24 protein-coding genes and 1 pseudogene are annotated in these 26107 nt (G+C 36.4%); 9 read left to right on the top strand and 16 right to left on the bottom strand.

Going from position 1 to position 26107, the window contains the following annotated elements; translation table 11 throughout:
• The first annotated feature begins 292 nt into the window (after positions 1-292).
• Positions 293-796 carry an energy transducer TonB gene (locus AC0IWE_RS05670; RefSeq protein ID WP_471792287.1) on the top strand — a complete coding sequence of 168 codons (504 nt, stop codon included), beginning with the start codon at positions 293-295 and terminating at the stop codon, positions 794-796.
• Here AC0IWE_RS05670 and AC0IWE_RS05665 read toward each other — a convergent pair.
• From AC0IWE_RS05665 to AC0IWE_RS05645, 5 genes are all read right to left on the bottom strand, one after another.
• Entirely contained in the window at positions 793-1653 is an 861-nt protein-coding gene (locus AC0IWE_RS05665) for a hydroxymethylglutaryl-CoA lyase (protein ID WP_471792286.1), read from the bottom strand. The two genes, AC0IWE_RS05670 and AC0IWE_RS05665, sit on opposite strands and share 4 nt — an antisense overlap.
• Before the next feature lie 176 nt (positions 1654-1829).
• Positions 1830-3164: an NAD(P)/FAD-dependent oxidoreductase gene (locus AC0IWE_RS05660; protein ID WP_471792285.1), complete on the bottom strand. Its 1335-nt coding sequence runs from the start codon at positions 3162-3164 to the stop codon at positions 1830-1832.
• Positions 3165-3535: 371 nt separating this feature from the next.
• Positions 3536-6517 carry a protein translocase subunit SecDF gene (gene secDF, locus AC0IWE_RS05655; RefSeq protein ID WP_471792284.1) on the bottom strand — a complete coding sequence of 994 codons (2982 nt, stop codon included), beginning with the start codon at positions 6515-6517 and terminating at the stop codon, positions 3536-3538.
• Between the two features lie 403 nt (positions 6518-6920).
• Positions 6921-7484, bottom strand: a complete 564-nt coding sequence (locus tag AC0IWE_RS05650) for a dihydrofolate reductase (protein ID WP_471792283.1) — start codon at positions 7482-7484, stop codon at positions 6921-6923.
• Between the two features lie 76 nt (positions 7485-7560).
• Entirely contained in the window at positions 7561-8355 is a 795-nt protein-coding gene (locus tag AC0IWE_RS05645; protein WP_471792282.1) for a thymidylate synthase, read from the bottom strand.
• A 210-nt stretch (positions 8356-8565) separates the two neighbouring features.
• Here AC0IWE_RS05645 and ispE point away from each other — a divergent pair, with 210 nt between their 5' ends.
• The 3 genes from ispE (at position 8566) to AC0IWE_RS05630 (ending at position 11212) form a co-directional block, all read left to right on the top strand.
• Complete coding sequence (gene ispE / locus AC0IWE_RS05640; RefSeq protein ID WP_471792281.1) at positions 8566-9369, top strand: 4-(cytidine 5'-diphospho)-2-C-methyl-D-erythritol kinase; 804 nt, start codon at positions 8566-8568, stop codon at positions 9367-9369.
• A gap of 146 nt (positions 9370-9515) precedes the next feature.
• A complete protein-coding gene (locus AC0IWE_RS05635; protein ID WP_471792280.1) occupies positions 9516-9935 on the top strand; it encodes an OsmC family protein in 420 nt (139 codons plus the stop codon).
• A 110-nt stretch (positions 9936-10045) separates the two neighbouring features.
• Positions 10046-11212: a trans-sulfuration enzyme family protein gene (locus AC0IWE_RS05630; protein WP_471792279.1), complete on the top strand. Its 1167-nt coding sequence runs from the start codon at positions 10046-10048 to the stop codon at positions 11210-11212.
• 114 nt (positions 11213-11326) lie between these two features.
• Here the strand turns inward: AC0IWE_RS05630 and AC0IWE_RS05625 are convergent, their stop codons facing one another.
• Entirely contained in the window at positions 11327-12583 is a 1257-nt protein-coding gene (locus tag AC0IWE_RS05625) for a hypothetical protein (RefSeq protein ID WP_471792278.1), read from the bottom strand.
• Between the two features lie 377 nt (positions 12584-12960).
• Here AC0IWE_RS05625 and AC0IWE_RS05620 point away from each other — a divergent pair, with 377 nt between their 5' ends.
• A complete protein-coding gene (locus AC0IWE_RS05620) occupies positions 12961-13683 on the top strand; it encodes a pirin family protein (RefSeq protein ID WP_055905930.1) in 723 nt (240 codons plus the stop codon).
• Between the two features lie 142 nt (positions 13684-13825).
• Positions 13826-14122: a hypothetical protein gene (locus tag AC0IWE_RS05615; RefSeq protein ID WP_471792277.1), complete on the top strand. Its 297-nt coding sequence runs from the start codon at positions 13826-13828 to the stop codon at positions 14120-14122.
• 225 nt (positions 14123-14347) lie between these two features.
• On the opposite strand, the gene AC0IWE_RS05610 is transcribed toward AC0IWE_RS05615, so the two are convergent.
• The 9 genes and pseudogenes from AC0IWE_RS05610 to tgt all read right to left on the bottom strand — a co-directional run bounded on the left by AC0IWE_RS05610 (position 14348) and on the right by tgt (position 22784).
• On the bottom strand, positions 14348-14626 hold the full coding sequence (locus AC0IWE_RS05610) for a lipopolysaccharide assembly protein LapA domain-containing protein (RefSeq protein ID WP_055905924.1): 279 nt from the start codon (positions 14624-14626) through the stop codon (positions 14348-14350).
• Positions 14627-14629: 3 nt separating this feature from the next.
• Positions 14630-15379 carry a hypothetical protein gene (locus AC0IWE_RS05605; protein WP_471792276.1) on the bottom strand — a complete coding sequence of 250 codons (750 nt, stop codon included), beginning with the start codon at positions 15377-15379 and terminating at the stop codon, positions 14630-14632.
• Between the two features lie 104 nt (positions 15380-15483).
• Entirely contained in the window at positions 15484-17433 is a 1950-nt protein-coding gene (locus tag AC0IWE_RS05600) for a TolB family protein (RefSeq protein WP_471792275.1), read from the bottom strand.
• 2229 nt (positions 17434-19662) lie between these two features.
• On the bottom strand, positions 19663-19905 hold the full coding sequence (locus tag AC0IWE_RS05595; protein WP_471792416.1) for an EamA family transporter: 243 nt from the start codon (positions 19903-19905) through the stop codon (positions 19663-19665).
• Positions 19906-19928: 23 nt separating this feature from the next.
• Entirely contained in the window at positions 19929-20540 is a 612-nt protein-coding gene (locus AC0IWE_RS05590; protein ID WP_471792274.1) for an EamA family transporter, read from the bottom strand.
• Positions 20541-20542: 2 nt separating this feature from the next.
• Positions 20543-20647: a hypothetical protein gene (locus AC0IWE_RS05585; RefSeq protein ID WP_471792273.1), complete on the bottom strand. Its 105-nt coding sequence runs from the start codon at positions 20645-20647 to the stop codon at positions 20543-20545.
• Between the two features lie 171 nt (positions 20648-20818).
• Positions 20819-20974, bottom strand: a complete 156-nt coding sequence (locus AC0IWE_RS05580; protein WP_471792272.1) for a hypothetical protein — start codon at positions 20972-20974, stop codon at positions 20819-20821.
• A gap of 98 nt (positions 20975-21072) precedes the next feature.
• Positions 21073-21651 (bottom strand): LptF/LptG family permease, encoded by a 579-nt coding sequence (locus tag AC0IWE_RS05575; protein WP_471792271.1) that lies wholly within the window; start codon positions 21649-21651, stop codon positions 21073-21075.
• A 1-nt stretch (position 21652) separates the two neighbouring features.
• Positions 21653-22784, bottom strand: a pseudogene (tgt, locus tag AC0IWE_RS05570) (tRNA guanosine(34) transglycosylase Tgt).
• Positions 22785-22916: 132 nt separating this feature from the next.
• On the opposite strand from tgt, the gene AC0IWE_RS05565 reads away from it, so the two are divergent.
• The 3 genes from AC0IWE_RS05565 to rsmG are packed head-to-tail and all read left to right on the top strand — an operon-like array spanning position 22917 to position 24794.
• The gene (locus AC0IWE_RS05565) at positions 22917-23534 is read left to right on the top strand and encodes a glycosyltransferase (RefSeq protein ID WP_471792270.1); all 618 of its coding nucleotides are present in this window, start codon (positions 22917-22919) and stop codon (positions 23532-23534) included.
• 5 nt (positions 23535-23539) lie between these two features.
• The gene (locus tag AC0IWE_RS05560) at positions 23540-24133 is read left to right on the top strand and encodes a glycosyltransferase family 2 protein (RefSeq protein WP_471792269.1); all 594 of its coding nucleotides are present in this window, start codon (positions 23540-23542) and stop codon (positions 24131-24133) included.
• Between the two features lie 25 nt (positions 24134-24158).
• Positions 24159-24794 carry a 16S rRNA (guanine(527)-N(7))-methyltransferase RsmG gene (gene rsmG, locus AC0IWE_RS05555; protein WP_471792268.1) on the top strand — a complete coding sequence of 212 codons (636 nt, stop codon included), beginning with the start codon at positions 24159-24161 and terminating at the stop codon, positions 24792-24794.
• Between the two features lie 101 nt (positions 24795-24895).
• Here rsmG and AC0IWE_RS05550 read toward each other — a convergent pair whose 3' ends face one another.
• Entirely contained in the window at positions 24896-25870 is a 975-nt protein-coding gene (locus AC0IWE_RS05550; protein ID WP_471792267.1) for a M28 family peptidase, read from the bottom strand.
• Between the last annotated feature and the right edge of the window lie 237 nt (positions 25871-26107).

Genomic DNA, 26107 nt, shown 5'->3' with positions numbered 1-26107 from the left:
TCTTTCTTAAGAATGACCAGTTGAAAAATAATTATAAATTAATTATCTTGGTTGTTGTTTTTAAGGTTTGGAAACTAAAAAAATAATGACGCCTCTCGAATGAAAAGACTCTCTCTTTCCTTATTATTACTTGGAATAGCTATCTCCTCAAAAGCCCAAAAAATAGATACTATTTACTTTAATGCTAGCTGTGAAAAGACCGATAATTCAGGCTATGCTTATTACAGAATTGCTGTAAAAGAAAAGAACCTTTTTTTTTGTTAAGGACTATTATAAAAGTAATAAGCTTCAAATGAAAGGTGTATTTAAATCATTAGACCCAGAGGTTAAACAGGGCGATTTTGTTTGGTATTTTCCTAACGGGAGAGTTAATCAGAAATCTTATTTTGAAAATAATATCATAAAAAGAACTAAAATTTGGAATACAAATGGGGAATTAATTAATTTGAATAGATCTGTTTTTACGGCTGATGCTTATATTACGGGGACTTTTAAAGAAATGGATAGAAAGCCCACTTTTCCATCTGGCGAAATTGAAATGAATAAGTTTATTCACAATAATTTAAAATATCCTGAAGAAATGTCTGGTCAAAAAATAACAGGTTCTGTAACGTTAAAATTCACAGTATCAATTAAAGGTGAAATAACAAATATTAAGGTTAAAAAGACATTACACCCAACTTTAGATAATGAGGCCATTAGGGTTTTGAAAATGATGCCAAGGTGGCAACCAGCTATGCATAACAACCATTTTGTTAAGATGCAAACGACTCAAACTTTTAATTTTAATCCTTAGTGAAATATCTTGCCTGATAAAGCCATTGCCTCATTCCATTTATCCATATCTAGGTTGAGGTTTTCTCCTCTAGTATTCAAAAAGGCAATTACATCTTCAGTAGCAATGTTGCCTGTAAGGTCATCAGCAGCCATTGGGCAGCCTCCAAAACCTTTTAGTGCTGAATCTATACGTTTTACTCCAGAATGGTAAGCAGCTTCTATCTTTTCAAAGCGTTCGGTAGGAGTGGAGTGTAAATGTATACCTATTTCGGTATTATTAAACCTGGAAATCAGCTTTGGCAATATGCTTTTGATCTTTTCTGGTGTCGAAACACCTACGGTATCAGCTAATGACAAGATCTCCACACCTTTACTCACCAATACATCAGCCCACTTTTCTACAATTTCATAATTCCATTCATCCCCATAAGGATTTCCAAAACCCATTGATAAATAAACAACTGCTTTTTTATTGTTTTTAATGCAAAGAGAAAGCATCTCTTCAACAGTATTTAAGGATTGTGCTATGCTCGAATTGGTATTGCGCTGTTGAAAGGTTTCTGAAATTGAAAAAGGAAAACCGAGGTAACTGATAGACTGATGCTTTACTGCATCTTCTACCCCCCTTAAATTAGCTACAATCGCAAGAAGTTTGGTAGAGGTATTACTTAAATCCAAATGCGATAAAACTGCAGCTGTATCGGCCATTTGTGGAATGGCTTTAGGTGAAACAAAACTTCCAAAATCAAGCGTATCAAAACCCACCTGTAACAACAAATTCAGGTATTCAATTTTGAGTGCCGTAGGAACAAAATCGTGCAATCCCTGCATGGCATCGCGCGGACACTCTACTAATTTGAAATTGTTTTGGCTCATATTTTTTGGTTTAGCCGCAAAATGCACAAAGTTTTTCGCAAAGAAAAAAAGAAATAAGAAACAATTGTCTACCGTTAAAGTTGCCTTAAAGACTAAAGACTAAAGACTAAAGACTAAAGACTAAAGACTAAAGACTAAAGACTAAAGACTAAAGACTAAAGACTAAAGACTAAAGACTAAGATACCTTAACTTCTTCCTTTACTGATGGTACCTCGTTTCTATAATCCACACTTCGATCTTTTGCAAAGGTTCTAATGATTAAACGGGTTCCCCGATCGTAGCTGAAGTAACTCCAAACCCAATTGACGAAAACTATAATCTTGTTTCTGAAGCCTACCAATGTCATCAAGTGAACAAACATCCAGGTGAACCATGCAAACACACCTTGAAAACGGATTTTACCGATATCAACAACTGCTTTATTTCTACCTACTGTGGCCATTGAGCCTTTGTCGAAATATTTAAATTTCTCCAAAGGTTTATTTTCTTTAATGTTGATCAGGTTTTTAGCGAGGTGATGGCCTTGTTGAATGGCCGCCGGAGTTACCCCAGGATGACCGTTTGGCGTTTCTTCATCTACAATTGCAGCCACATCACCAATGGCATAAATATTCTGATAACCTACAATTAAGTTTTGGGTATCTGTTTTTAATCTGCCCCCTCTTACCACTTCAGCTTTATCTAAACCATTTAAAACCTCACCCTTAACCCCAGCACTCCAGATCACTGTTGAACTTAAAATAGGTGCTTTATCTTGTAAGGTGAGTGTAAGTCCATCGTAACCAAGTACCCTAGTTTCATTCATGATCTGAACGCCCATATCGGTAAGGAAATCTTTTGCTTTCTTTTGTGCCTGTGGCGACATAACGCCCAACAATTCCGGCGAATTTTCGATCAGGTAAATGTTTACCCTGCTTAAATCCATTTCCGGATAATCGTTCGGAATTACATGTCTTTTAAGTTCAGCAATGGCACCAGAGGTTTCAACACCTGTTGGACCGCCGCCAACCACTACAAAGTTTAATAAGGCGTTCTTTTTATCTAAATCTTTTTCGATCAGCGATTTCTCAAAATTCTGTAAAATCAAACTTCTTAAATCAAGTGCTTCTGGAATTGACTTCATCGGCATCGAATTGGCTTCAATTTCTTTATTGCCAAAAAAGTTACTGGTAGAGCCTGTGGCAATTACCAAATAATCGTAAGTAATCCGCCCAATATCTGTTTGTAAACAGTTTTCTGCTGCATTAACTTCAGTTACTTTGGTTACCCGAAAAATGAGATTTTTTTGTCCTTTAAAAATTTTCCGTAGTGGGAAAGCGATAGAATCTGCTTCCAGTCCTCCTGTAGCTACCTGATAAAGCAGTGGTTGAAAAGTATGATAGTTATGCTTATCGAGCATAACCACTTGAAAAGGCTTGTTTTTTAAACGTTTAGCTAACTCAATCCCACCAAATCCACCACCAACAATAACTACTCTTGGGTATTCGCTTTTAGGAAGTTGTAAATCCATTTTTTATCGGTTTATCTGTTGCTAATGTAACAAAAAGATGGCCAAAAGGTTTAAAAATTGAGGTTTTGGCCACTATTTCAGCTGATTGATTAATATATAACGCTGGTATGACGAAGGTGTGTTTTTGCAGCTTGAAGCACTTACCCAGGTTAAATAAACCTGATGGCAGTGAGCATACCGATCCTTCATCGGAATAAAACGGACAGCGAGACTGTTGGAACCGAAGAACCCCAGGATTTGCTTTGCAAAATAAATGAAAAGCTTTGTGTCTTTTAACTTTAACCCTCGCAAGGTTTTAAACCTACTAGGTTTGGCACAAAAAAAGCGCCCCGATAAATCGAAGCGCTTGTATATATTAAGATTTTTGGATCTTACTTTTTCTCAGCTGAGCTTCCTAAATCAATTACGATAGGAGTAGAGATGCATAATGATGAGTAGGTACCGATGATACGACCAATCAACAATGCAAAGATAAATCCACGGATGCTATCACCACCGAAAATAAAGATTACCAATAACACGAAGAATACGGTTAATGAAGTTAAAATCGTACGACTTAATGTACTGTTCAACGCGAAGTTGATTAAGTTGTTACGTTCTTCACCATGTAAATCTTCTTTACCAGATTCTTTTAGTTTCTCACGGATACGGTCGAATACAACAACTGTTTCTGTCATGGTATAACCCATAACCGTTAAAATTGCTGCAATAAAATCCTGACCAATTTCTAATGAGAATGGCATAATACCATCTAAAATAGTGTAGAAAGACAATACCATTAGCACATCATGGAATAATGCGATTACCGCACCTAAACCATACTGCCATTTTTTGAATCGTACTACGATATAGATAAACATGAATAAACATGAGATCAATACCGCATAAAAAGCACCGTTTACAATGTCACTCGCAATGATAGGCGTAACTTTTTGTGAACTTACGATTTCATATTTAGAACCTGCTAAACCTTTATTTAAAGCATCTTCTACAACTTTATCAGTTTTAATGTCCTGATCTTCAATGTGGAAAGTAGTGGTGATTTTAACCTGACTATCTTCACCTGCAGTTTTAACCTCTGGCGTTTCGTTACCGAAAACCGGATTTAACTTGGTTTTTAAATCTTCAGTACTCACAGCTTTATCGAAGTGAACCAAATAAGTTCTACCACCTTTAAAATCTACACCCAGGTTTAAACCGCCATTTTTGAAGTACATACCAATACCGGCAATAATAATGATGGTAGAGATAATGTAATAGATTTTACGACGGCCAACAAAGTTGAATGCTAAGTTTTTAAATGCATTACGTGTTAGGCTATTATCAAAACTAACATCGATTTTACGGTTTAATAACGATTCGAAAACAACTCTCGAAATGGCTACAGCAGCAAATAATGATGAAAGAATACCAATACATAAAGTAGTTGCGAAACCTTGAACCGGACCGCTACCAAAAACGTAAAGAATAGCACCTAAGATGAACAAGGTAACGTTTGAATCGATAATTGATGGCATTGCATGTTTAAAACCTTCTTTAATTGCAGTAGCGGTATTTTTGCCATGTGCAAGTTCTTCACGTACACGTTCAAAAATAAGGATGTTTGCATCTACCGATAAACCAATGGTTAACACGATACCAGCGATACCAGGTAAGGTTAATACTGCACCTAGTGATACCAAAATACCAATGATGAAGAATAAGTTGATTAACAATGCAAAGTTAGCAACCCAACCTGCACGGTGATAATACAACGCCATGAAGATTAAGATTACGATAAAGGCAATTACGAATGAGATTAAACCATCGTGAATAGCTTTTGCACCTAAAGTTGGACCAACCACATAACTACCCGCAATACGCGCAGGAGCAGGCAATTTACCAGCTTTTAAGATGTTAGATAAATCTTTAGTATCTGTTTGGGTAAAGTTACCAGTGATTGAAGAAACACCACCAGCAATTTCGTTCTGCACAGTAGGGGCAGAATAAACCTGGTTATCCAATACAATTGCAATAGATTTTTTGTTGTTCGGGTCAGCAGCAGCTTCAGCAGTAATTTTTTTCCATTTAGCAGCACCTTCGCTGGTCATGTACATGGTTACCTCTGGTTTGTTGTGCTGATCGAAATCATCTTTGGAATCGCTAATCGCATCACCACCTAAATCTGGTTTGCCATCGGCACTTACCACTTTAATAGCATATAATTCAAAAATTCTCGAACCTTCCCTTGGTTTAACACTCCACATAAATTTCATCGTTGATGGAATAGATGCAGCAACTTCAGGAAGTTTTAAGTAATTGTTAACCTTTGCAGTATCTTTTTGTAACGACATACCAACAACTGCACCTGGCATTAATTGTTGTTGTCCGTTTTCGCCTTGATAAATCGGAAGATTAAGAACAGCGTATAATGGGTTAGATTTTGCCAGTTCGGCCCTAACCGCTGTAGAATCTTTTTTACCTAAGCCAGCAAGTTTACCGCCTTTAGCTGTAGTATCTTTAGTAGCCGATTTTTCAAGGCCAGCCAATTTACCACCAGCAGCTGGAGCAGCAGTTGTATCTTTAGTTGCAGTAGCATCAGTTTTTAATGTTGCTGCTAAAATTTTATTAATGTTTTCTAATAATGGCGCAACTTCTTGTACCTGGTATACCTGCCAGAATTGTAACTCAGCAGAACCTTGTAAAAGTTTCGCCATACGCTCCTGATCTTGTACACCTGGCATCTCGATTAAGATACGGTTGCTACCCTCTTGTTTTTGCATGTTCGGGCTTACAACGCCAGAACCATCAATACGGGAACGTAAAACTGTAAACGAACGATCGATAGCACTAGTTGCTTCTTTCTCTAAGAAAGCTTCAACTTCAGCATTGCTTGCGCTAGGTTTTAACTGAGATGCATTATCCTGGTTAGAAAAATAATCTGCAAGTTTAACTCCAGGGCTTAATTTTTCGAATTCATCAACAAAAATTTTGATGTAATCTTTACCACCGGCATTTAACTGGATCTGTGCATTCTGAACTGCTTTGTTGAAGTTCGCATCAGTAGGGTTGCCCGCTAATGATTTTACCAACTCCGCTAACGATATCTCCATCGTTACGTTCATTCCGCCTTTTAAGTCTAAACCCAAATTAATCTCTTTCGCTTTTACCTCTTGATAAGTAAATCCAACTACAGGATAAACTTTCACGGTACTCATCGAATCTAAGTAAGCCTTTTCTTTGGCTAAATCACCCTTCGCAGCGTTTTTTGCGTCTTTTTCTACCTTGGATGCTACCAAAGTAAAAGAAAGTGCGTACGCACAAACGATAGCCAATACTATCGCTATAAACTTAATAAAACCTTTTCCTTGCATTGTTTGTTTAAAATAATTTGTCTTTCGCTGTTTTTTAACAAGTCGGCAAATCTAATTAAATTTTTAAATTATAGAACCCCTTAATTGATAATTTATTAACAATAATTTTTATCGGGCAATAATCCTTTACGATTCTCCATACATAATCCATAAAGGAGTTTAAAATGTAGATGATATTGACTGGGAAAGCAATTGCAGCAGCTTTTGGCTGAGGTTCCGTCCTGCTAATGTTTCTGCCCCGATAAAAAAAATCGGGGGCATCCACGTATATCGGGTTTAGGCGGCCAAGGTAGTGGGGCTTTGGGTATTTTGCCCTAGCAGGCTGCAAAACATTGTATAACCCTGGCTAAGCAACCTGGTTTTTAGGTTGCCTCATGCTTCCTTACCGCAGATGACTAATGGATTATATCCTTTCTAAAACTTCAAAAGTATAATCGTATTTGTTTTTTTCGTCGGCTTTATGTGCTTCGCTGCTAATTATTCTCCATTCATTTCTGTCAATTTCCGGAAAAAAAGTATCTGCATCAAAATTATGGTGAATGGTAGTTAAATATAATGTAGTGATTTTTGGCAATGCCTGTTTGTAAATTTCAGCCCCACCAACAATAAATACTTGTTTTTCTTCCGTTTTGGTAATCGCTAAAGCTTCATCTAAACTGTTTACCACTTCAACGCCCTCAATTTTTAATTCAGTATCTCGGGTAATAACAATATTTCTTCGGTTTGGTAATGGTTTTCCAACAGAATCGAACGTTTTGCGTCCCATTATTACAGTATGGCCTGATGTGGTTTGCTTAAAAAACTTTAAATCAGCCGGCATATGCCACAAAAGCTGGTTATTTTTGCCAATGGCGAAGTTTTCGCCTACGGCTACAGCGATGGATAACCCCAACCCCTGAAGGGGCTTTTCCGTTCCCTTGTTTAACCCCTCTACCCCTAAAGGGGAATTTGAATTTCCGTCGTTCATGTGCAGTGCTTAATCTCTTTTTTTTATTGCTGGTATTTCAACATGCGTTTAGCTCCCCCTTCAGGGGGCTGGGGGGTTACACCGCCACAATTCCTTTAATATGCGGATGCGCTTCGTAGTTTTCCAAAGTAAAATCTTCAAATTTAAAATCAAAGATGCTTTTTACATCAGGATTGATTTTCATGGTGGGTAGTGGTTTTGGCTGCCGGCTTAGCTGCAAATTGGCTTGCTCAATGTGGTTATTGTATAAATGTGCATCGCCTAAGGTATGGATAAAGTCTCCGGCTTCTAAACCGCAAACCTGTGCAACCATCATGGTAAGCAATGCGTAAGAGGCGATATTAAAAGGTACACCTAAAAAAATATCTGCACTGCGTTGGTATAACTGGCAGCTTAATTTTCCATCCGCTACGTAAAACTGAAAAAATGCATGACAAGGGGGCAAAGCCATATTTTCAATTTCGGCAACATTCCAGGCAGAAACAATAATTCTTCTCGAATCGGGATTGTTTTTTATCGTATTGATAATATTTGTAATCTGATCGATGTGCTGCCCGTCTGGTGTTGGCCAACTTCTCCATTGCGAACCATAAACCGGGCCTAAATTGCCGTTTTCATCAGCCCATTCATCCCAAATGCGCACGCCATTATCTTTAAGGTATTTAATGTTGGTATCGCCAGTTAAAAACCAGATCAATTCGTGTATAATAGATTTTAAGTGCAATTTTTTTGTGGTCACCATCGGAAAACCTTCCTTAAGGTTAAAGCGCATCTGGTAACCAAAAACACTTATAGTTCCAGTACCGGTACGGTCGTGCTTTTGAGCGCCATGATCCAGCACATGTTGCATTAAATCTAAATATTGTTTCATACTGTTCTGATAATTTACAAATATCTAAAATTTATCAGGTGTTGTAAATCATTTTATTGTTTTAATTGTTAACATCGGTTGTGTGTAATCTCGGTGTGCAGCCTTGGCTTAAAGCTGTGACCTACATAAAATTTGTATGTTTGCAAGTGAGATGTCTGCTGGTTTCGGCACCATGAACTCACGACTTAAAACTCACGACTCACGACTAACATGCTATCTTTTCCCAACGCAAAAATAAACTTAGGCTTAAATATCACCGAAAAACGTGCTGATGGTTACCACAACCTCGAAACTGTTTTTTATCCGATCAACATTAAAGATGCCGTAGAAATTACTGATGGCGCTATTACATCATGTAAAATTTATGGAATTGATATTCCTGGTGATGCAAATGATAACTTATGTTATAAGGCCTATCAATTGGTTAAAAACGATTATGACATTCCCGAACAGCAAATCAGTTTATTTAAAAATATTCCTGTGGGTGCTGGTTTGGGAGGAGGATCTGCTGATTGTGCTTTTTTAATTAAATTATTAAATGAAAAATTCAGTTTGGGGATGTCTGTTGATAAAATGGAAGATTACGCCCGTCAATTGGGTGCCGATTGTGCCTTTTTTATCGAAAATAAACCTGTTTACGCATTTAATAAAGGGGATGAATTTCAAAAATGCGAAATAGATTTGTCAGCCTGGTTTAAAGTTTTGGTAAAACCGCCTGTACATGTAAGTACTGCAGATGCTTATGCGCATGTAAAACCTCAAAAGCCTTTGCAATCGTTAAAAGAAATCATACATTTGTGCCCAACAACATGGAAAAATAAGGTTATCAACGATTTCGAAATATCGGTTTTCGCTAAATATCCCCAAATTCATCAAATAAAAACCAGTTTATACGATGCAGGCGCAACATTCGCTTTAATGAGTGGTAGCGGTTCGTCGGTTTTTGCAATTTTTGACCATCCGGTAAAATTGTCAGAACTGGAAGTAAATAACTTAGTATTTTATGGTATTTAAGCAAAGCACATGGCGCATAGCATGTGAAAGGCAAAAATGTTAGGTATTAAATTAAATAGCGGTGAAAAGGTTTAAGGTAGATGGTTTAAGGCATTAAAATGCCTCAAATCTCGCGTTTCAAATCTAACATCCCAATAGTATACACAATGAATATAAATCTAATCCGCAAAAGCGGTAAATTTAATTTTGAAGCAGAAAACGAGAGCGGTTTTACTGTAGAGTTGGATGCAAAAGCTGCTATTGGTGGCGAAGGAAAGGGTTTTAGGCCAATGGAAATGTTGTTGATCGGATTAGGTGGCTGCAGCGGTATTGATATGGTAAATGTATTAACGAAGCAGAAAGAACCACTTGATGATGTTAAGATTGCAATTAATGCCACTAGAAAAGACGAAGAAATGCCTCCGATTTTTGATGTAATCAATATTCATTTCGACCTGTTCGGCGATTTAAGCGTACCAAAAGTAGAGCGTGCTTTAGCAATGACATTCGATAAATATTGCTCTGTATCAAATATTTTAGGCCGTTCAGCAACAATTAATTTCACATATAAAATAAACAAGGTGTAGAGTAGCAGTTTAAGCTGTAGGGTTTAAGGTTGAGGGATAAAATCTCATACCTCAAATCTCACATCACAAAACCATCATTTCACATCTTAATACTCATATCTAGCAATACAATGAAATCCGAAAATTTTGAAACCATAGCTATACGCACTCAAACCGAACGCAGCCTGCATAAAGAGCATTCTTCTCCGATTTACCTTACCTCAAGTTATAAATTTGAAGATGCCGAAGAAATGCGTGCCTTATTTGCCAATGAAAAGGAAGGGAATGTGTATAGCCGTTATTCAAATCCAAATACATCAGAATTTATCGAAAAAATGTGCCTCTTAGAAGGTGCTGAAGATGGTTTTGCCACAGCAACAGGCATGGCCGCAATTTTTACAACATTTGGTGCTTTCTTAAAAAATGGTGATCATATTGTTTCGAGTAGATCGGTTTTCGGCTCTACCCACCAGTTGCTAACCAATGTTTTTTCTAATTGGGGCGTTACTTTCGATTATGCCGATTTAGATAAACCGCAGGATTGGGAGGCTTTGATTAAGCCAAATACAAAAATGATTTTTGTAGAAACGCCATCTAATCCGGGTATCGATATTATTGATCTTGAATTTTTAGGCAACCTGGCTAAAAAACACAATCAGTTATTGGTTGTGGATAATTGTTTTGCTACACCATATTTACAGCGGCCGATTGAACTTGGCGCGCACATTTCAATACATTCTGCAACCAAATATATCGATGGTCAGGGCCGTGTTTTGGGAGGTGTTATTTTAGGTACAAAAGAATTAATTGCCGAGGTTATTGCTTTCGCCCGCCACAGCGGACCAGCTTTATCGCCTTTTAACGCATGGATTTTATCTAAAAGTTTAGAAACTTTGGCCATCCGTATGGACCGTCATTGCGAAAATGCTTTAAAGGTGGCCGAATATTTAGAGAAACACCCAAAAATTAAGCTGGTAAAATATCCATTTTTACCTTCGCACCCACAATATGAAATTGCTAAAAAACAAATGAAGCAGGGAGGTGGCATTGTTACCATTGTGGTTGATGGGGGGATAGATGCTGCCCGTAAATTTATGGATAATTTAAAAATGTTCTCCATCTCTGCAAATCTGGCCGATACCCGTTCCATAGCAACCCATCCTGCAACAAGTACACATAGTAAACTTACTGAAGAACAACGTAACAAAGTTGGTATTGAGCAAGGTTCTATCCGCTTATCTATCGGTTTAGAGCATATTAATGATATTTTAGCTGATATTGAGCAAGCATTGGCTTAAGGCATAATATCGTGTCGAACGTATTGGAGAAATCTTTGTACTGTGATAAAGATTTCTCCATTACGCTGCGCTTCAGTCGAAATGACGAATTTTCACAACGAGGTAGAAGAATAATTATTCGTATTTTGAAAAATCTACAGCGAATACGCAACGGTTAACCTGACTGCCGTTTTGAGCTCCTGCATTCGGTTCGAATTCGGTTAAGCTCCATAAATATCCATATTGGGCTTCAAGATATAATGATTCAGCTCCATAAGGCCATCTGTATCGAACGGTGTTTGTATCACCATCAGTATACCTCGCTAAACGGGCTGTAGATCCATACGATTCGCTAGGTGATCCGGTGCACGAAAGCCATGTCCTGTTTCCTTTTCTGAATACACCCTGTATCCCATGTGCATGATCTGAAGTAAATAAACTATTTTTTGGAACAACGGTTTGTATACCCGAATTCTGCAATTCTCCGGCTGTGCTGATCGGAAAGCCAAATATTTTAGGTACAATCGATGCATCTGCACTTCCTGCATAATATTGACCGGTCCATAATTGATTGTTTTCGTAATTCACCTGTACTGTTGAAATAGGACTGGCATCATTAATTTTATAGTAACCTACCTGCGGAAGGATGTAACGGTAGTTGAAAGCGTATAGGTTACCATTAGCATCTTTGCCACATTTATCATCAGTGCCAGTACCCGAAGTTACCTCAATAATTTTATCCAAATCGAAAACCCTTAAGCCCAAACTTGTACTGCTTAAATAAATTTTGCCATTAAAATAAGCCAGTCCGCCAGCATGCACGTTTAATGGTGCATAAGTGCCATATTGTGTATAATCCAAAGTGCCTGTTGGCAGCGTTGGCTGTACCAATAAAATATGTCTGTAAGTTAAATAAGTGCTCGAGCTTGGACTGATGTCAATAAGCGTTATTCTGGAGCCTTTACTTTCTGCTGCATCTTTAGCGTACCAGCTCACCAATAAATAACGCACGCCATTTCTAGAGAAACCCGCTATTCCCTGAGGGCGCCAAATGGATGTTGTTTCGTCGTCTTCATTCCACCTAATGCCCCTTACCCTGTTTTCTTCAGGGATGTTAAAGCCATATACCTCCGTGTAAGCGCTACCTCCAATGGCCTGTCGGTTTTTATCCAACTGTGTTGGGTTTAAAAATGAAAAGCCCGAACTGATATAACTTGATGTATTGGTATAAGCGTTTACACTTGCAGCTGCGCTGGCTGCTGCCGTTGTGGCCAACAGACTGGTTTTGTTTTGGCTTGCTGTAGTAACGCTATCTTCTGGCAATATATTCTTTTTGCAGGATACGCTTATCAGGCATATGGCCAGAAGCATCCAGATTGTGTTTTTTTGCATGGTTTTTTTAAGGCTGATTATTTGGTGAAATTGAAACAAGTTTAAAGAGTTGATGTAAACTTAAAACTGAAAAAATGTTAAGGATTGGTTATGTTTAAGGTTGGAAATATCGTTTTGTTTAAATTGTTGATGTTAAAAGCGCAAATAAATGCTTTGAGAAGAGGTTTTGCTTGCACGTGGTGATTGAAGGGTATTTAAAAATTTTTTCCTTTAAAAGGCTTTATTTTTGATATACCTAATGAACCAATGCAACTTTAATTAATGCTAGTTGCGATTAACACCTGGCGCGTTCCATTCCAAACTCACTTCTTATCCTAGGTCAATGCACAGTAAACTTGCTTGCTGTAAATTTGTATCATAAACAAGAAAGGAAATTTATGTCACAGTTTATTTTGCACAAAGAAAACACCCGCGGTCATGCTAATCATGGCTGGTTAAATGCACACCACTCGTTCAGTTTTGCTAATTATTACAATCCAGAAAGGATGCATTTCGGAGTTTTGAGGGTTTTAAATGACGACAGTATTGATGGTGGAATGGGTTTTGGTTCTCATCCACACGATAATATGGAAATTATTACCATCCCATTGGCAGGTGCAATTGCACACAAAGATAGTATGGGTAATTCAGCAGTAATTAAAAATGGAGAAATTCAGGTAATGAGCGCCGGTACAGGTGTTAGTCACAGCGAATTTAATGCAAATGCAGATGAGCAGCTAAATTTATTGCAGATCTGGTTGTTTCCGAACAAGAAAAACGTTACCCCGCGATATGACCAACAAACTTTAGACCTTGCTGCGAGACACAATAACTTTCAGCAGATTTTATCGCCAAATGCTGATGATGCAGGAGTTTGGATTCAGCAAGATGCCTGGTTTTCGCTAGGTAAGTTTGATGAAGGTTTTGAAACCGAATATAAAATCAAAAAAGCTGGTAACGGGGTTTATGCTTTCGTAATCAGTGGCGAAGTTACCATTAACGGACAGGTGCTGAGTAAAAGAGATGGATTAGGGGTGTGGGATACAGACAGCATCAGTTTTAAAGCCAATACTGCTGATGCAGAGGTTTTATTGATGGATGTTCCAATGGAATTGAATTAAATTATAAAAATCGTCTTTTTCGGCTGTTGTGGAGAAATCCTGAAGTAGAGATCAGGCATTTCTCCACCTTGCTGCCAATGTAATTGGTGCTTCAGCTGAACTGACGATTTTTTAATAAATATTACTTCTTAAATTAACAAATATGCAAACTACCATACTATATATTGGCCGTGATACCGAAATAACTACAGTAATGAACCGTTTGTTAAATGCAAGGCCCGAATGGAAGGGTTTATGTGTTTGCAAAGATGAAGAAGCTATTTCCATTTGCGCAGAACAGCAGATTGATCTGGTTTTACTTGGCAATGGAATTGAACCCAGTTCGGAAACTGAACTGAAAAATAAACTACTTTCATTAAGGCCGGAACTAAAAATTATACAACATTATGGCGGGGGCAGCGGCCTATTGTATGGCGAGATTATGACTGCGCTGAGCTAGGAAGAAAAACACTTCTCATTTAAATTGAGTAATCTATCTCCTAAAAAACAAGGTGATTGACAGAAAGTTTATGAAGGTCAAAATCCAGAGTGCCGGTCATCCCGAGTGAAGTGCAATAAGGCCGAGAGATCTATCGAGCCAGATCTCTCCATTTCACTGCGTTACGGTCGGGATAATGATTTGCTATAGCAAATCAAATTTTGAAATCCTATCTAATCTTTGGCATTAGCTAATGTAATCCCTGTCCTCGTCACTCAATTCTTTCTTATTCGAAACAGGTTGGTGTTTTTCGATTTCATCATCGTAACTGCTTAATGTTTTTCGCGGCCTTCCAACAACAAAGCCGATAATGAAACCGATGATGATACAAATGCCGATAACCAAAAGTTTAGATACCGGAACGGTGGCAACTAAAAAATCGAAATCAACAGGCTCGGTATTTACCATCAAAAATATAGTCAGTAATACAGTTAGGATAATGATGGAAATTGTTTTTGCACTCATGGTTTAAAAGCTATAATTAAATGAAAACTCTAATATCGGATTTTGATTGTAAATCTGATTAACAAAAACCAACCGTGCTCCTAAATCAACAACAGGTTGATACCTCAAAATGTTTACGCTTGTATTCAATTCTATACCATAAGTTTTAGGATCGTTAAAAGTGGTTCCTTTACCGATGTTTTCATAATGGCAGAATAACCCCGCCCTGAAATTTCTTACATAGGCAAGCGGACCTAATTCCCAATCAGGAAATGCAAAAGGAAAACGGTAGTTAAAGAGTAAGCTGTTTTGCAGCACGTTTTTCGCCAAAATATTGTTGTATCCATAAACAGTTGCAATCTCTGTGGCGTACTGGTTTACACCGCTGGCTTTTTGGTAATTGAAGCTAGCTAGAAACGAATGGTTTTTGGCGATCCCCGGAAAGTAAAAGAAACTTTCGAGAGCCAAAATTTCTCCTTTTAAATTTTTATCAAACGGTTGGTGATTGTAGGTTGCCCTTAACACTTGTGCCCATTTCGGAGCAATGTCTCGCTCGGTGGTTCGCACGCTATGGTTAAAAGTAAAATTATATTCCAGTGGAAATTTAAGCTCGCGGATAAAATTGGCAGGCATGTTTTCCGGCAGGTACCTTTGTGTAAAACTCGTTGCTGCATTTAAAGTAAAAGCATAATTCTCATTCCTTGCATTAAATGAAAGTGGAAGTGATGCATTAAGCTTAACATAGTTCTCTCTCCAATCGCCCTGCTGTATCACATTTTTAGCGCGGTAGAACGTTCTTTTCGGCCGGTTGCGGTATAACAGGCTTAGTACAGGATAAAGTGCCTTATAGCTAATATCTGCAGTGTACTCAAAACGTTTTAAATCGCGGTGGTATTTTGCCCTGTGTAAAAATCCATAGTGTTGAGCAGATTGTTCGATTGAAGCTCCAGCCCGAAAAGATATTCATTATCAATAACAGGAATAATGCTATGAAAACTAAACAAGTTTAATGCCTGATGGTAGCGTTTAGACTGGTAGGTGCTGTCGGGAATCTGATTAAAAACATTTCCAACATTTTCCTGCTTTTCTGCTGCTTCAGAAAAATCCATAAAGTTGTTTTCACCAACCGGTTTTTCGCTTAGTGCTGCTTCCGCAATTTCATAACCGTTGATTTTGTAATTGTTGAAAACGATTTTCCCGTCCATGCTTTCCGAAGGATTAAATGCACCATATTTAGCTGCGCTAAGTGCATTGATTTTTTTTGAATCAGGATCAATTTCATAAATGTTATCAATGCCGTTAAAATGCGCATTAAAAACAATTTTGTTTCCGATAAAAATCGGTCGGCTTAATTGCTGTCTGCTGTTCGAAATCAACTCCGATTTTTGATCACCATCGATCAACCACAAACTCTTTCCTTTTTCCGTAACGCTGATGTAGGCGATTTTATTTCCCGATTGATCAAAGGATGGCGTTTGTAAAATTTCATTTGTTGGATTTGGAAAAGTTTTTAAAATCTTTCCGGAGCCGGCATCTATTTCTACTAGGTTAAATTGATTGTTCAGCTCTACTTTTGCTGCTATGATTTTTGTTCCATCATTAGAAAGGCTGGGAGAGAAGAGCCTGCTCTTGCTGCTTAATTTTTTGAATTTTTTTGTTTGCAAATTATACGAACAGATTACGCTATAACTGCGCTGTTTATATCTTGGGTCGTAACGGATTTCGTCCCAAACCAAAATGTTATTTTTTAAGCTAAACCAAGGTTGTTCCTGATAGCCGATTCCGAATAATTTTTGTTCCGATTTATCTTCATTAATGATAACAATATAACGTGTATCAGTCTTGCTTTCTTTCAATGCTAAAATCTGGTTTTTATTTAACCTTACCGGAAGAAAATAATCAGTAGCTAAAGCAGGTTGTTTATTCAAACTTTCATAGTTTTCTGGTTTAGATTTTTCCTGCTGTATTTTCCATTTTTCTGTGAGCTTATTTTGGGTAGAAAGAAAGTATTGCCTGGTATTTTGTTTTGTAATTTTTTTTAAGCTCCCGGAGAATGGGTAAAGTCTTAACGGCCTCTTTCGGATATCTCCAAGTAAACTGTCTGAAATGAACTGACCATATTTTTCCTTCATATCTGAAACCATCAAATATCCTGTTTGGTAATAGCCTGGCGTTACATCCTTGTTCGACCCAAAATAAGCTTTACTGTATGAAAATTTTTTTCCTTCTAAAACGGAAGTTCGGTAAGGCATAATCCAGTTTGGTTGTCGGCCTCTGCCCGAATGGGTAAGGGCAGTTTCGTTAACCACAGCATCCCCTTCAAAAAACCAGGTTGGGATGCCCGCGCCAAAATAAGCAAAGTATACTAGCTCAGGGAAGGGGTGCGCTTGCGTTCCTGTCAATTTGTCAAACTGGGCGATGTGCCTAAGTTCATGTACAGCCAGGTTGTTCAGCCAATCCTGACTATCGAAAAACTGAGGTGGGGTAGCATAGAATTCAGACTTCTTAGGTGCGAGCTGAACAAAGCCGTTTGCCTGGGTGCCGCGGTTCTGTAACAGGAGCGGAATAGTGGTTTTTTGCTGCCTTAAACCAAACCCTATTTTAGGGTAGATGAAGGGTAGGGTATTGGCCATTCTCTGAGCTTCTTTCTCTAATTCCTGAGGATAGATGATTTTAAAGCCTCCTGATGAAATGTAGTTCCATTTTACACTAAGTGGGTTTTGTGCAGTGCTGAAAATTTGCCCGAAAACTGATAGTGATGTGAAACTTAATGTAAATGCACTTAAGTACTTGATAATTAATTTTTTGTTTGATTTATTTAAATTCATCTAAATTCTTTGCTAAAATATTTAGTTTTTTAAAATTTGTTGATCGTTGATTTGGTAGATATTTAATTTAACTATTAATATTTAATGTACTGATTATTAGTTAATAATATGATTTACTTAAATATCAAAATTTATTATTTTTAACTTTATTTTTTGTTGATTTTTATGAGGATTGAGGCTTTAATTAATTTTTTTTAAGCTGCTAATTTTATTGATTTAATTTACACTTATTAATCGATTTTCTTTGAATAATTTATTGTCTTTTTAAAAATCTGTATAGTTTTTAATAATTTGCTTAAGGGTTAAAAGACTGAGAAAAATTTGAATGGATAGTCCACTTTTCATCATTATTAATTTCTCCAGCTAATTGAAAATTGATTGGAGTTTTAAGGGGGAGAACCACTCTCTTGGAGACTAGAATTTAAGGCGTTTTTGGCTTTACAAAAACAAGTTTTGAGTGAGTATTTCAACACCAAATTTTCATAAAAATCTTACGCTAGAAAATTCTAATCCATATCTAAAAGTAGATTGTTATGACAAAATGTCTATATCATAACGTGATCATTTAAGCCTCAGTTTTATTAAATTTTGCGCTGAGATATCGGAAATTTTCTTTTTCTGATAAATTTTAAACCTTGAAAGCACAAGATTATTTGCTGTAAATAGCATGTGTCTTCAGCCAAAAAATTGATTTTTAAGCTTAATTTCTTGAGTTAAATTGAGACTTGCAGCTCTAATTTGTATGTTTTTTTAAGATGGTTGGTGCCCTTATTTGTATTTTTTCAGACTTATAACTGCATTTCCTGACGATATTCATGAATAAGGATGTATTCTTCAGGTTTTACAGAGATTTTTATTTGAATATAAAAAAGTGCTCTGAATGTTATTTAGAAAGTTTTTGATTAAAAAAGTGTGAATAGACTAAAAATCAAATATGCGGAGTCTTTTTTGCGTTTTGCCTATGAGAATAAAGCTAAAATGTAGGTTTTCGTCGCTCAATATCCTGAATATTTTAAGATGAATTGAGTCGGGAACAGCTAATTTCTTTAATATTTTTAGTTGCTTTTTCATCGCAAAAATTTCTGAGAATGGAATATGATGCGCTGTTATTTTGTTGATGATCTTTTATAATACGAAAATTGGATGCTTTATAACACTATAAATCCAGATAAAAAGTAGAGTGATTATTCTAGTTATTTTACTTGAAATTTGCTTTTATTTTCATTTGGTTTGGAGCTTAATTCTGCGCATTTTAATATTCTATAAAGCCAAATTATATACATATTCTGGTATCTATTTTTAGAGTGTTTTTTGTTATTTATTTTAGTGATTTAATAACCTTTTTCTTACGCTATAATTGTTTGTTTTCAAATGAAATTATTAGATGAATATGAGTTTGTTTTGGTTAAAATTTTATGATATTTTTCATTTCCTTGGAACTTTCTTTGTATCTCTATGTTGTTGAAGACGATTTTTTTTAGCGCTAATTTTTGGCTTGGATTTAAAGTTTTATTAGGTGAGTTTTAAGGAGGTTTTCCATCTTAATTTTCTTTATAAATTATCTGAAGATTCACACTTAAAATATTGCAATGCTTTTTTAATCTTCATTATTTTTATATTCAGTCTCATGATAGTTTTCTTCCTGATTTTTTATTTGTTAATGGAATTATAAACGGAAAATGTTAGGGTTTGGTAAATTAATAATGACCTGGAACATGGTTGTTGATGTAAAGAGTATTCATAACTTAACCAATTTATGATGCTTGCTTGGTCAAATGAATTTGATGTCAAATCGAGATGAAAAATTAAGAATTCAAATTGATATTTTTACTCTTTTTGTAAGTCTAATAGTTCTGCTATTGAAGTAAATTCTGTAATTAATATAGAGTATAGTGTATGAACTATTACTAGCTTTTTAGTAATGTTTTTATTGCAGATTATATTAAAGATTAAAGCCTGTTTTTTGCACTTCGTTAATGATTTAAACTTATTTATAAAATGCTTTTTGATCTCTATTTTAGATGGTGCTAATCAAGAAGAATAGTGAAATTTTAAGGTTCTTTTGGCAAATCATTATTGAATAATTGATCTTAAATTTATAGTAGAGATATTAGTTAAACAGGAAATCCCGTCTATATCACTTACATTACAAGTAGTAATTTTCCTAAATTATTTTAAGAAAGATTAAATGACTCTTATTAAAATTTATAGTGTTTTGGAAGGATTTGTTTACAGTTGACTTTTTCTTTTTTTATAGATCGGATATAAGAAAATTGAAGCCAAAATGATAGTTGCCCCGATATAAAAACCACCCGTCATTTGCTCCTTGTTTTGAAAGAAAATAAAGGCCAGTATAATTCCATAAACTGGTTCAAGGTTGGTAATAAGCGCAACTCTAAAGGCCGATAATGTACGCATTACAGCAACACCAGCAACGTAGGCAACTGATGTGCAGAGCGTACCAAGAAGGATAAGGTAGAACCAATTTTTTGTGCTCAGATTAAAGTGCGTATGCAGTAAAGTACCGTCGTATAAACGGTATAAAGTAATCCAGAAAAGCGCACCAACCAGTTCGTAAAATCCAATAATAGCAGGTTCGCTTTTTGTACCAATGTAGAATTTATGGTCGAAAATAAACTTGAAGCTACTGCCGCCAGCAAGCCGAAAATGATCCCTAAAGTATACTGACCTTCAAATTTGAAGATCATATAGATGCCTAAAATAATCAACAAACCGATTAAGATATCGCCCGTTTGGATAGGTTGTTTTTTAATCAGCGGTTCTAATATCGCAGTAAACAATGTGAATGAAGAAAGGCATACCAAAGTAACAGAAACGGTAGAAACTTTAATGGCATGGAAGAAAAATATCCAATGGATGGCTACAATTCCGCCAGTTAAAAAGAACTGGAAAAATTGTTTTTTGGTAATCTTAATGTTTTTCTTGGTAATTAAAAACCATGCAAAAAGGGTAGTGGTTGCAATCAATACACGATACCATACCATGGGTACAGCATCAATGGAAATTACTTTACCCAATACGCCGGTAAAGCCCCAAACAAAAACGGTAAGGTGAAGGATTAATAAATTCTTTTTTGTGGCTTCCATTATTATTTTGGTGCTTTTCTCAGCAGGTAAAAACCTAAAAGACCAAAGAATAGCGTAGGCATTATTACAGCGGCAAAAGGAGGTAATCCACCTTTGGTAGAAAACATCTGTGTAAACTGATTAAACACGATATAAGCGAAGCTAATGAAGATTCGCTATACCTAATGATACTCCAACGCCGCCACGCACTTTACGTGATGATAAAGCTACCCCAATAAGTGTAAGCACGAAAGCCGGAAAGTGGATGCAGGTACCGCTTGGATTCTTCAAATTGAAGATCATTCATTACACCTGTTCCACGGATTTTTTTCTTTTCTGATCTTCTCTGTCAGTTCTTTTGTAGTTAAATTCTGAACCACATTGTCGTAAGCAGAAAAATCATCAGGTCGCATGTCCAGAATGGTATCTTTCAGTTTTCCGTTACCGTAAATCATCGTTTCCTTAAGCCCTGTCAATCTTGCGGATCGAGTAATTGCTTAATTGCCACTTGCGTTTAAGTGAATCCCATTTAATGTTTTCGGCTATAATTTTTTTAGTTAAGATATCGCCATTGAAATTGTCTAAAGAAAAACGATATCCCGAATTTTGTTTTGTTGTCAAAATTATCAATGTAGATATACGTTTTATCATCCAGTTTCATGTGGATGTTCGACTTTGTAGAAGGATCGTTCCGTTTAACATAGGTGTTTTCGAAACGATTTTTTAAGGTATTTGTATACGGTAAAATGTATAAATTGGATAATAAATTGGCAGAGAAAATGATTGTTGCTGATACCAGATAAGGGAATAAGAAACGATTAAAACTCACTCCACCACTTAAAATCGGAACAATTTCAGTCTGATCGGCCATCTTTGCCGTAAAAAAAATTACAGCAATAAAATTGATCAATGGTGAAAGCATATTCACATAGAAGGGAATGGAGCCAGCATAGTATTTGGAAAGAATTCCCCAAAAACTTAATCCGCTTTTCATAAAATCATCCATCTTTTCGGATAGATCGAATACAACGATAATGATAACGAAAATGGCCAGGGTATAAATAAATGTACCCAGGTCTTTACCGATAATGTATTGATCGATGATTTTTATTTTCCCTTTTAACAGACTCATTTTATAGCTTATTGCCTAATATTTTAACCATTTTGTTTTTCCACTCGTAAAATTCACCAGCAATAATCTTCTCTCTGGCCTGTTTTACCAACCATAAGTAGAAGTGTAAGTTATGTAAGGTAGCAATTTGTGCGCCAAGCATCTCCTTACTGTGCACTAAATGTCTTAAATAAGCTTTACTGGTTACTAAATCAACATGAAGATCGCTCTCCGCATCTAATGGAGAAAAATCATTCTCCCATTTTTTATTTCTGATGTTTATAATGCCATTCCGTGTAAAAAGCATCCCGTTTCTTGCATTTCTTGTTGGCATTACACAATCGAACATATCAATGCCCAACGCAATATTCTCTAAAATATTGATCGGTGTACCCACACCCATTAAATAACGTGGTTTTTCTTCCGGTAATATATTGCATACCACTTCTGTCATGGCATACATTTCTTCCGCAGGCTCACCTACAGATAAACCGCCAATCGCATTCCCTTCACGATCCATACTGGCAATAAATTCTGCAGATTTTATGCGTAAATCCTTATATACAGAGCCTTGAACGATCGGAAAAAGAGTTTGATCGAAACCATATTTCAGGCTCGGTACTATCAAAGCGTTCACAGCAGCGTTTTAACCAACGGTGCGTCATTTTAATCGATTGAGCAGCATAAGTATAATCGCACGGATAAGGCGTACATTCATCAAAAGCCATAATTATATCAGCACCAATGGTACGTTGGATATCCATTGCATATTCGGGCGTAAAAAGGTGTTTTGATCCATCAATGTGAGAATGAAAAGTAACGCCTTCCTCCTTAATCTTACGCACTTTACTTAAAGAATAAACCTGGTAACCTCCGCTATCTGTTAAAATCGGACGGTCCCAGCCTATAAATTTGTGTAGGCCACCGGCCTTTTCAAGAATTTCCAATCCTGGTCTTAAATATAAGTGATAGGTATTGCCAAGAATAATTTTTGCGTCAATATCCTCCTTAAGTTCGCGTTGATGCACCGCTTTTACTGTTCCGGCAGTGCCCACAGGCATAAAAATAGGGGTTTGTATTTCGCCATGCGCAGTTGTTACTGTTCCGGCCCTGGCTTTTGATAAAGGATCGTTAGCCTGTAAACTAAATTTCATCTGTTTCTATTTATTTCCTCCAGTTGTAAATTGGAGCTACTTCACACCAAAATACTTTTAATTAAATGTTATTTTGATGGTAAATGGTTTATATGTGTTTTTCTCGTCGAAAATCTCCAAAAATAGCAAAAATTGAGGGCATTATTTTGTTTAATTTTTTATCCACATAAAAGTGTTTTACAGATTAAAAATGAGAAATTTGCGCCTATTTATTTAACCATCGTGATATTAACTCCGCTTGAAATTACTCTGCTCTCTATATTGGCTTTTTGCCTTTTGGTTCAGCTGTATTTTGTACTTTTTGTTCATTTAAGATTGGCCACCGTAAGTATTGAAGAGGTTCCATTATCTGCCCGAAAACCGATAAGTGTAATCGTTTGTGCCCGAAATGAAATTAAAAATTTAGAACAGTATCTGCCTTCGCTTTTTAACCAGGATTACCCCGAATTTGAAGTTGTGGTAGTTAACGATCGCTCATGGGATGGAACAGAAGAATTTTTAGAGCAGCTGGAAAAAAAATACAGTAACCTTAAAGTGGTTAAAATTTTAGATAACGATAAATTTATTGCCGGTAAAAAGTTTGCGGTAACCATGGGCATAAAGGCTGCTAAGTACGATTGGCTGGTTTTTACTGATGCAGACTGTGAGCCAGCTTCTCAACATTGGTTATTGGATATGCAACCATCGGCAGATGAAAATACTGAAATTATTTTAGGCTATTCGCCTTACATGAAAAAAGAAGCCTTTTAAATGCATTGATCCGTTTTGAAACCTTTTTTACGGCTGTTAATTATTTATCGTTTGCTTTAAAGGGAATGCCTTATATGGGTGTAGGACGAAACATGGCCTATAAAAAATCGCTTTTTTTTAAGAATAAAGGCTTTGCCGCACATATGCATATCCCTTCCGGAGATGATGATTTGTTTGTAAATGCACACGCCAATAAATACAATACGGAAATCCGTTTAAACAAAGATAGCCATGTTTGGAGCGTACCCAATAATACCTGGAGAGGTTATTTGAGGCAGAAAAAGCGTCATTTCGGAGCGGGTAAATTATATAAATCGAAGCATAAGTTTATTTTAAGTCTACAGATAGTGTTCCAATTTTTATTTTACGCTTTCTTTGCTGCAAGTATGTTTTTTAGTCGCGAAGCACAATACATTGCCCTTGGAATTCTTGGATTGAGTATCATCATCAGGTGTTTCATCTACCCAAAACTGCTAAAACGCTTAAACTATGGCGATTTACGTTGGTGGTTCCCAATTTTAGATATACTTTTGTTCTTATTTTTAACTTTGAACGGATTTTTAGCCATGTTTGGCAAGAAAAAAGTAAACTGGAAATAATTCAATAATCTTTAGTAACTACAATATGCTTGATGTAAAGCCCGATATCGTTTTAAAATATTTCCCAGATTTAAGCGAAAAACAGATTGCACAGTTTTCGCAACTGTTTGAATTATATAGCTTTTGGAATGCACAGATTAATGTAATTTCAAGAAAAGATATTGAAGAGCTGTATGAACGTCATGTGTTACACTCTTTAGGGATTGCGAAAGTTTGTACTTTCAAAGCGGGCGAATCAGTTTTAGATGTTGGTACAGGAGGAGGGTTCCCGGGCATTCCTTTAGCCATTCTGTTTCCTGAAACAGAATTTTACCTAGTGGATTCTATCGGGAAAAAGATTAAAGTTGTGAAAGAAGTGGCTTCGGCCCTGGGTTTAGAAAATTTAAGGGCTGATCATTTAAGGGCAGAGCAGATTAAGGAGAAATTTAATTTTATAGTATCACGAGCGGTTACACGCTTAGGCGAATTTTATCCATGGATACAGGGAAAATTTAAAAAAGATTCACTAAATGCCATTCCTAATGGAATTTTGTACTTAAAAGGTGGCGATTTAGCTGAAGAAATTAAAGAATCTAAACTGAAAGCAGAATTATATCCACTTTCAGCTTATTTTGAGGAAGACTTCTTTGAGACTAAATATGTGGTTTACGTACCGCAATAATTAATGCGCTGTTTCAATTTGATTTGATGCCAGTATGATTTCACCAACATGAATTCCATTTATATTGGCACTCGAATTTAAACGCTGCAACGCTCAGAAAATTAAAACTTTTCCGACTTTCTTGGATTATCCATCATAATCATTTTATCCTTTAACAGCTGTTGTAAAGCAGTCTGTTTATCGATATTTTTTACCACATCGAGTACGGCGGCAGCGGCATTGCTAAAAAAGGGTTTAGTGATTGTCGAATATTCGTCAGTAGCTTTGTGGTAATCTTTATGGTCTTCTACACCGAAGTATAAAAAAGGAATGTTTTTGGCGTTAAATGCACCCTGATCGCTCTGATTGGTCCAATCATCATGGCCTTGTTTTGGATCATCATGACCGAAAAGTAATTTAATGTTGGTTTTAGTCGTATCTACATACTTCTTTAAATCCGGATATTTAAAGGTTCCACAAACATAAAGTTCACCTTTATCACTATGGCTAATCATATCCATGTTTAAATCAACAGCTATGGTATTGATGTTTACCGGAGGATTGGCTACAAATGCTTTTGCACCTTGTAAACCCATTTCTTCTGCATCGAAAGAAGCAAAAATAATGGTGTTGTTGGGTTTATTCTTGGCAAAATAAGCGGCAATTTTTAATAATCCTGCTGTTCCTGAGGCATTATCGTCGGCACCATTAAAAACTTCGTCTTTTATTACACCTAAATGGTCGTAATGTGCCGATACCACAATAACATTGGTTCCTTTGCCCGGAATGTAGCCGATGATGTTGGTTCCGTTTACCTTTGCACCAGATCTTCCGTTAAAAGTAAACTCCTGTGCGTAATTTACATGTTGAGGATATGATTTTAAACCTAATTTCTGAAACCGCTCTATAATATAGGCCCGCGCCATTTCTGCTCCTTTAGTACCTGTTTTTCGACCCTGGTAAGCATCAGAAGATAATACTTCCACATCTTTTAGCAGTTGGGTATCTAGTTTGCCTGAAACTGCTGTGTTTTGATTTTTTACTGATGAACAGCTGCTTAGCATCATGGCTAAGGGAATGATATATAGAATTTTCATGGTTATAATAGATTACTGCCAAAACATTTTAAAATAGTTGGATACAACTTGAATTTTTCATCGGCGGATAATAAGGTAGCATCTTTTCATATCGCTGAAGAAATTATTAACCGATCGAATGGATCTCTGTGCCTCATTCAACAATGGGACGTTATTATAATTGAAAATTGAGGAATTTTCAATTGATAAAAAAGTAAAACCATCTAAAAGTGCTTGATTATAAATGTCCTCAACAGT

This window comes from Pedobacter sp. AC402 (assembly GCF_979252805.1).
The sequence above is the reverse complement of the archived record's forward strand: the minus strand, read 5'-3'. Positions and strand labels throughout refer to the sequence as shown.

What these genes read in the sequence shown, in the direction of transcription:
- AC0IWE_RS05580 (WP_471792272.1), bottom strand. Translation starts at nt 20,974, where the DNA reads ATGATTTACGGTAACGGAAAACTGAAAGATACCATTCTGGACATGCGA.
- AC0IWE_RS05610 (WP_055905924.1), bottom strand. Translation starts at nt 14,626, where the DNA reads ATGAGTGCAAAAACAATTTCCATCATTATCCTAACTGTATTACTGACT.
- AC0IWE_RS05665 (WP_471792286.1), bottom strand. Translation starts at nt 1,653, where the DNA reads ATGAGCCAAAACAATTTCAAATTAGTAGAGTGTCCGCGCGATGCCATG.
- AC0IWE_RS05645 (WP_471792282.1), bottom strand. Translation starts at nt 8,355, where the DNA reads ATGAAACAATATTTAGATTTAATGCAACATGTGCTGGATCATGGCGCT.
- AC0IWE_RS05635 (WP_471792280.1), top strand. Translation starts at nt 9,516, where the DNA reads ATGAATATAAATCTAATCCGCAAAAGCGGTAAATTTAATTTTGAAGCA.
- AC0IWE_RS05600 (WP_471792275.1), bottom strand. Translation starts at nt 17,433, where the DNA reads ATGAATTTAAATAAATCAAACAAAAAATTAATTATCAAGTACTTAAGT.
- AC0IWE_RS05550 (WP_471792267.1), bottom strand. Translation starts at nt 25,870, where the DNA reads ATGAAAATTCTATATATCATTCCCTTAGCCATGATGCTAAGCAGCTGT.
- rsmG (WP_471792268.1), top strand. Translation starts at nt 24,159, where the DNA reads ATGCTTGATGTAAAGCCCGATATCGTTTTAAAATATTTCCCAGATTTA.
- ispE (WP_471792281.1), top strand. Translation starts at nt 8,566, where the DNA reads ATGCTATCTTTTCCCAACGCAAAAATAAACTTAGGCTTAAATATCACC.
- AC0IWE_RS05650 (WP_471792283.1), bottom strand. Translation starts at nt 7,484, where the DNA reads ATGAACGACGGAAATTCAAATTCCCCTTTAGGGGTAGAGGGGTTAAAC.
- AC0IWE_RS05590 (WP_471792274.1), bottom strand. Translation starts at nt 20,540, where the DNA reads ATGGAAGCCACAAAAAAGAATTTATTAATCCTTCACCTTACCGTTTTT.
- AC0IWE_RS05660 (WP_471792285.1), bottom strand. Translation starts at nt 3,164, where the DNA reads ATGGATTTACAACTTCCTAAAAGCGAATACCCAAGAGTAGTTATTGTT.
- AC0IWE_RS05625 (WP_471792278.1), bottom strand. Translation starts at nt 12,583, where the DNA reads ATGCAAAAAAACACAATCTGGATGCTTCTGGCCATATGCCTGATAAGC.
- AC0IWE_RS05620 (WP_055905930.1), top strand. Translation starts at nt 12,961, where the DNA reads ATGTCACAGTTTATTTTGCACAAAGAAAACACCCGCGGTCATGCTAAT.
- AC0IWE_RS05585 (WP_471792273.1), bottom strand. Translation starts at nt 20,647, where the DNA reads ATGTTTTCTACCAAAGGTGGATTACCTCCTTTTGCCGCTGTAATAATG.
- AC0IWE_RS05615 (WP_471792277.1), top strand. Translation starts at nt 13,826, where the DNA reads ATGCAAACTACCATACTATATATTGGCCGTGATACCGAAATAACTACA.
- AC0IWE_RS05630 (WP_471792279.1), top strand. Translation starts at nt 10,046, where the DNA reads ATGAAATCCGAAAATTTTGAAACCATAGCTATACGCACTCAAACCGAA.
- AC0IWE_RS05670 (WP_471792287.1), top strand. Translation starts at nt 293, where the DNA reads ATGAAAGGTGTATTTAAATCATTAGACCCAGAGGTTAAACAGGGCGAT.
- secDF (WP_471792284.1), bottom strand. Translation starts at nt 6,517, where the DNA reads ATGCAAGGAAAAGGTTTTATTAAGTTTATAGCGATAGTATTGGCTATC.
- AC0IWE_RS05575 (WP_471792271.1), bottom strand. Translation starts at nt 21,651, where the DNA reads ATGAGTCTGTTAAAAGGGAAAATAAAAATCATCGATCAATACATTATC.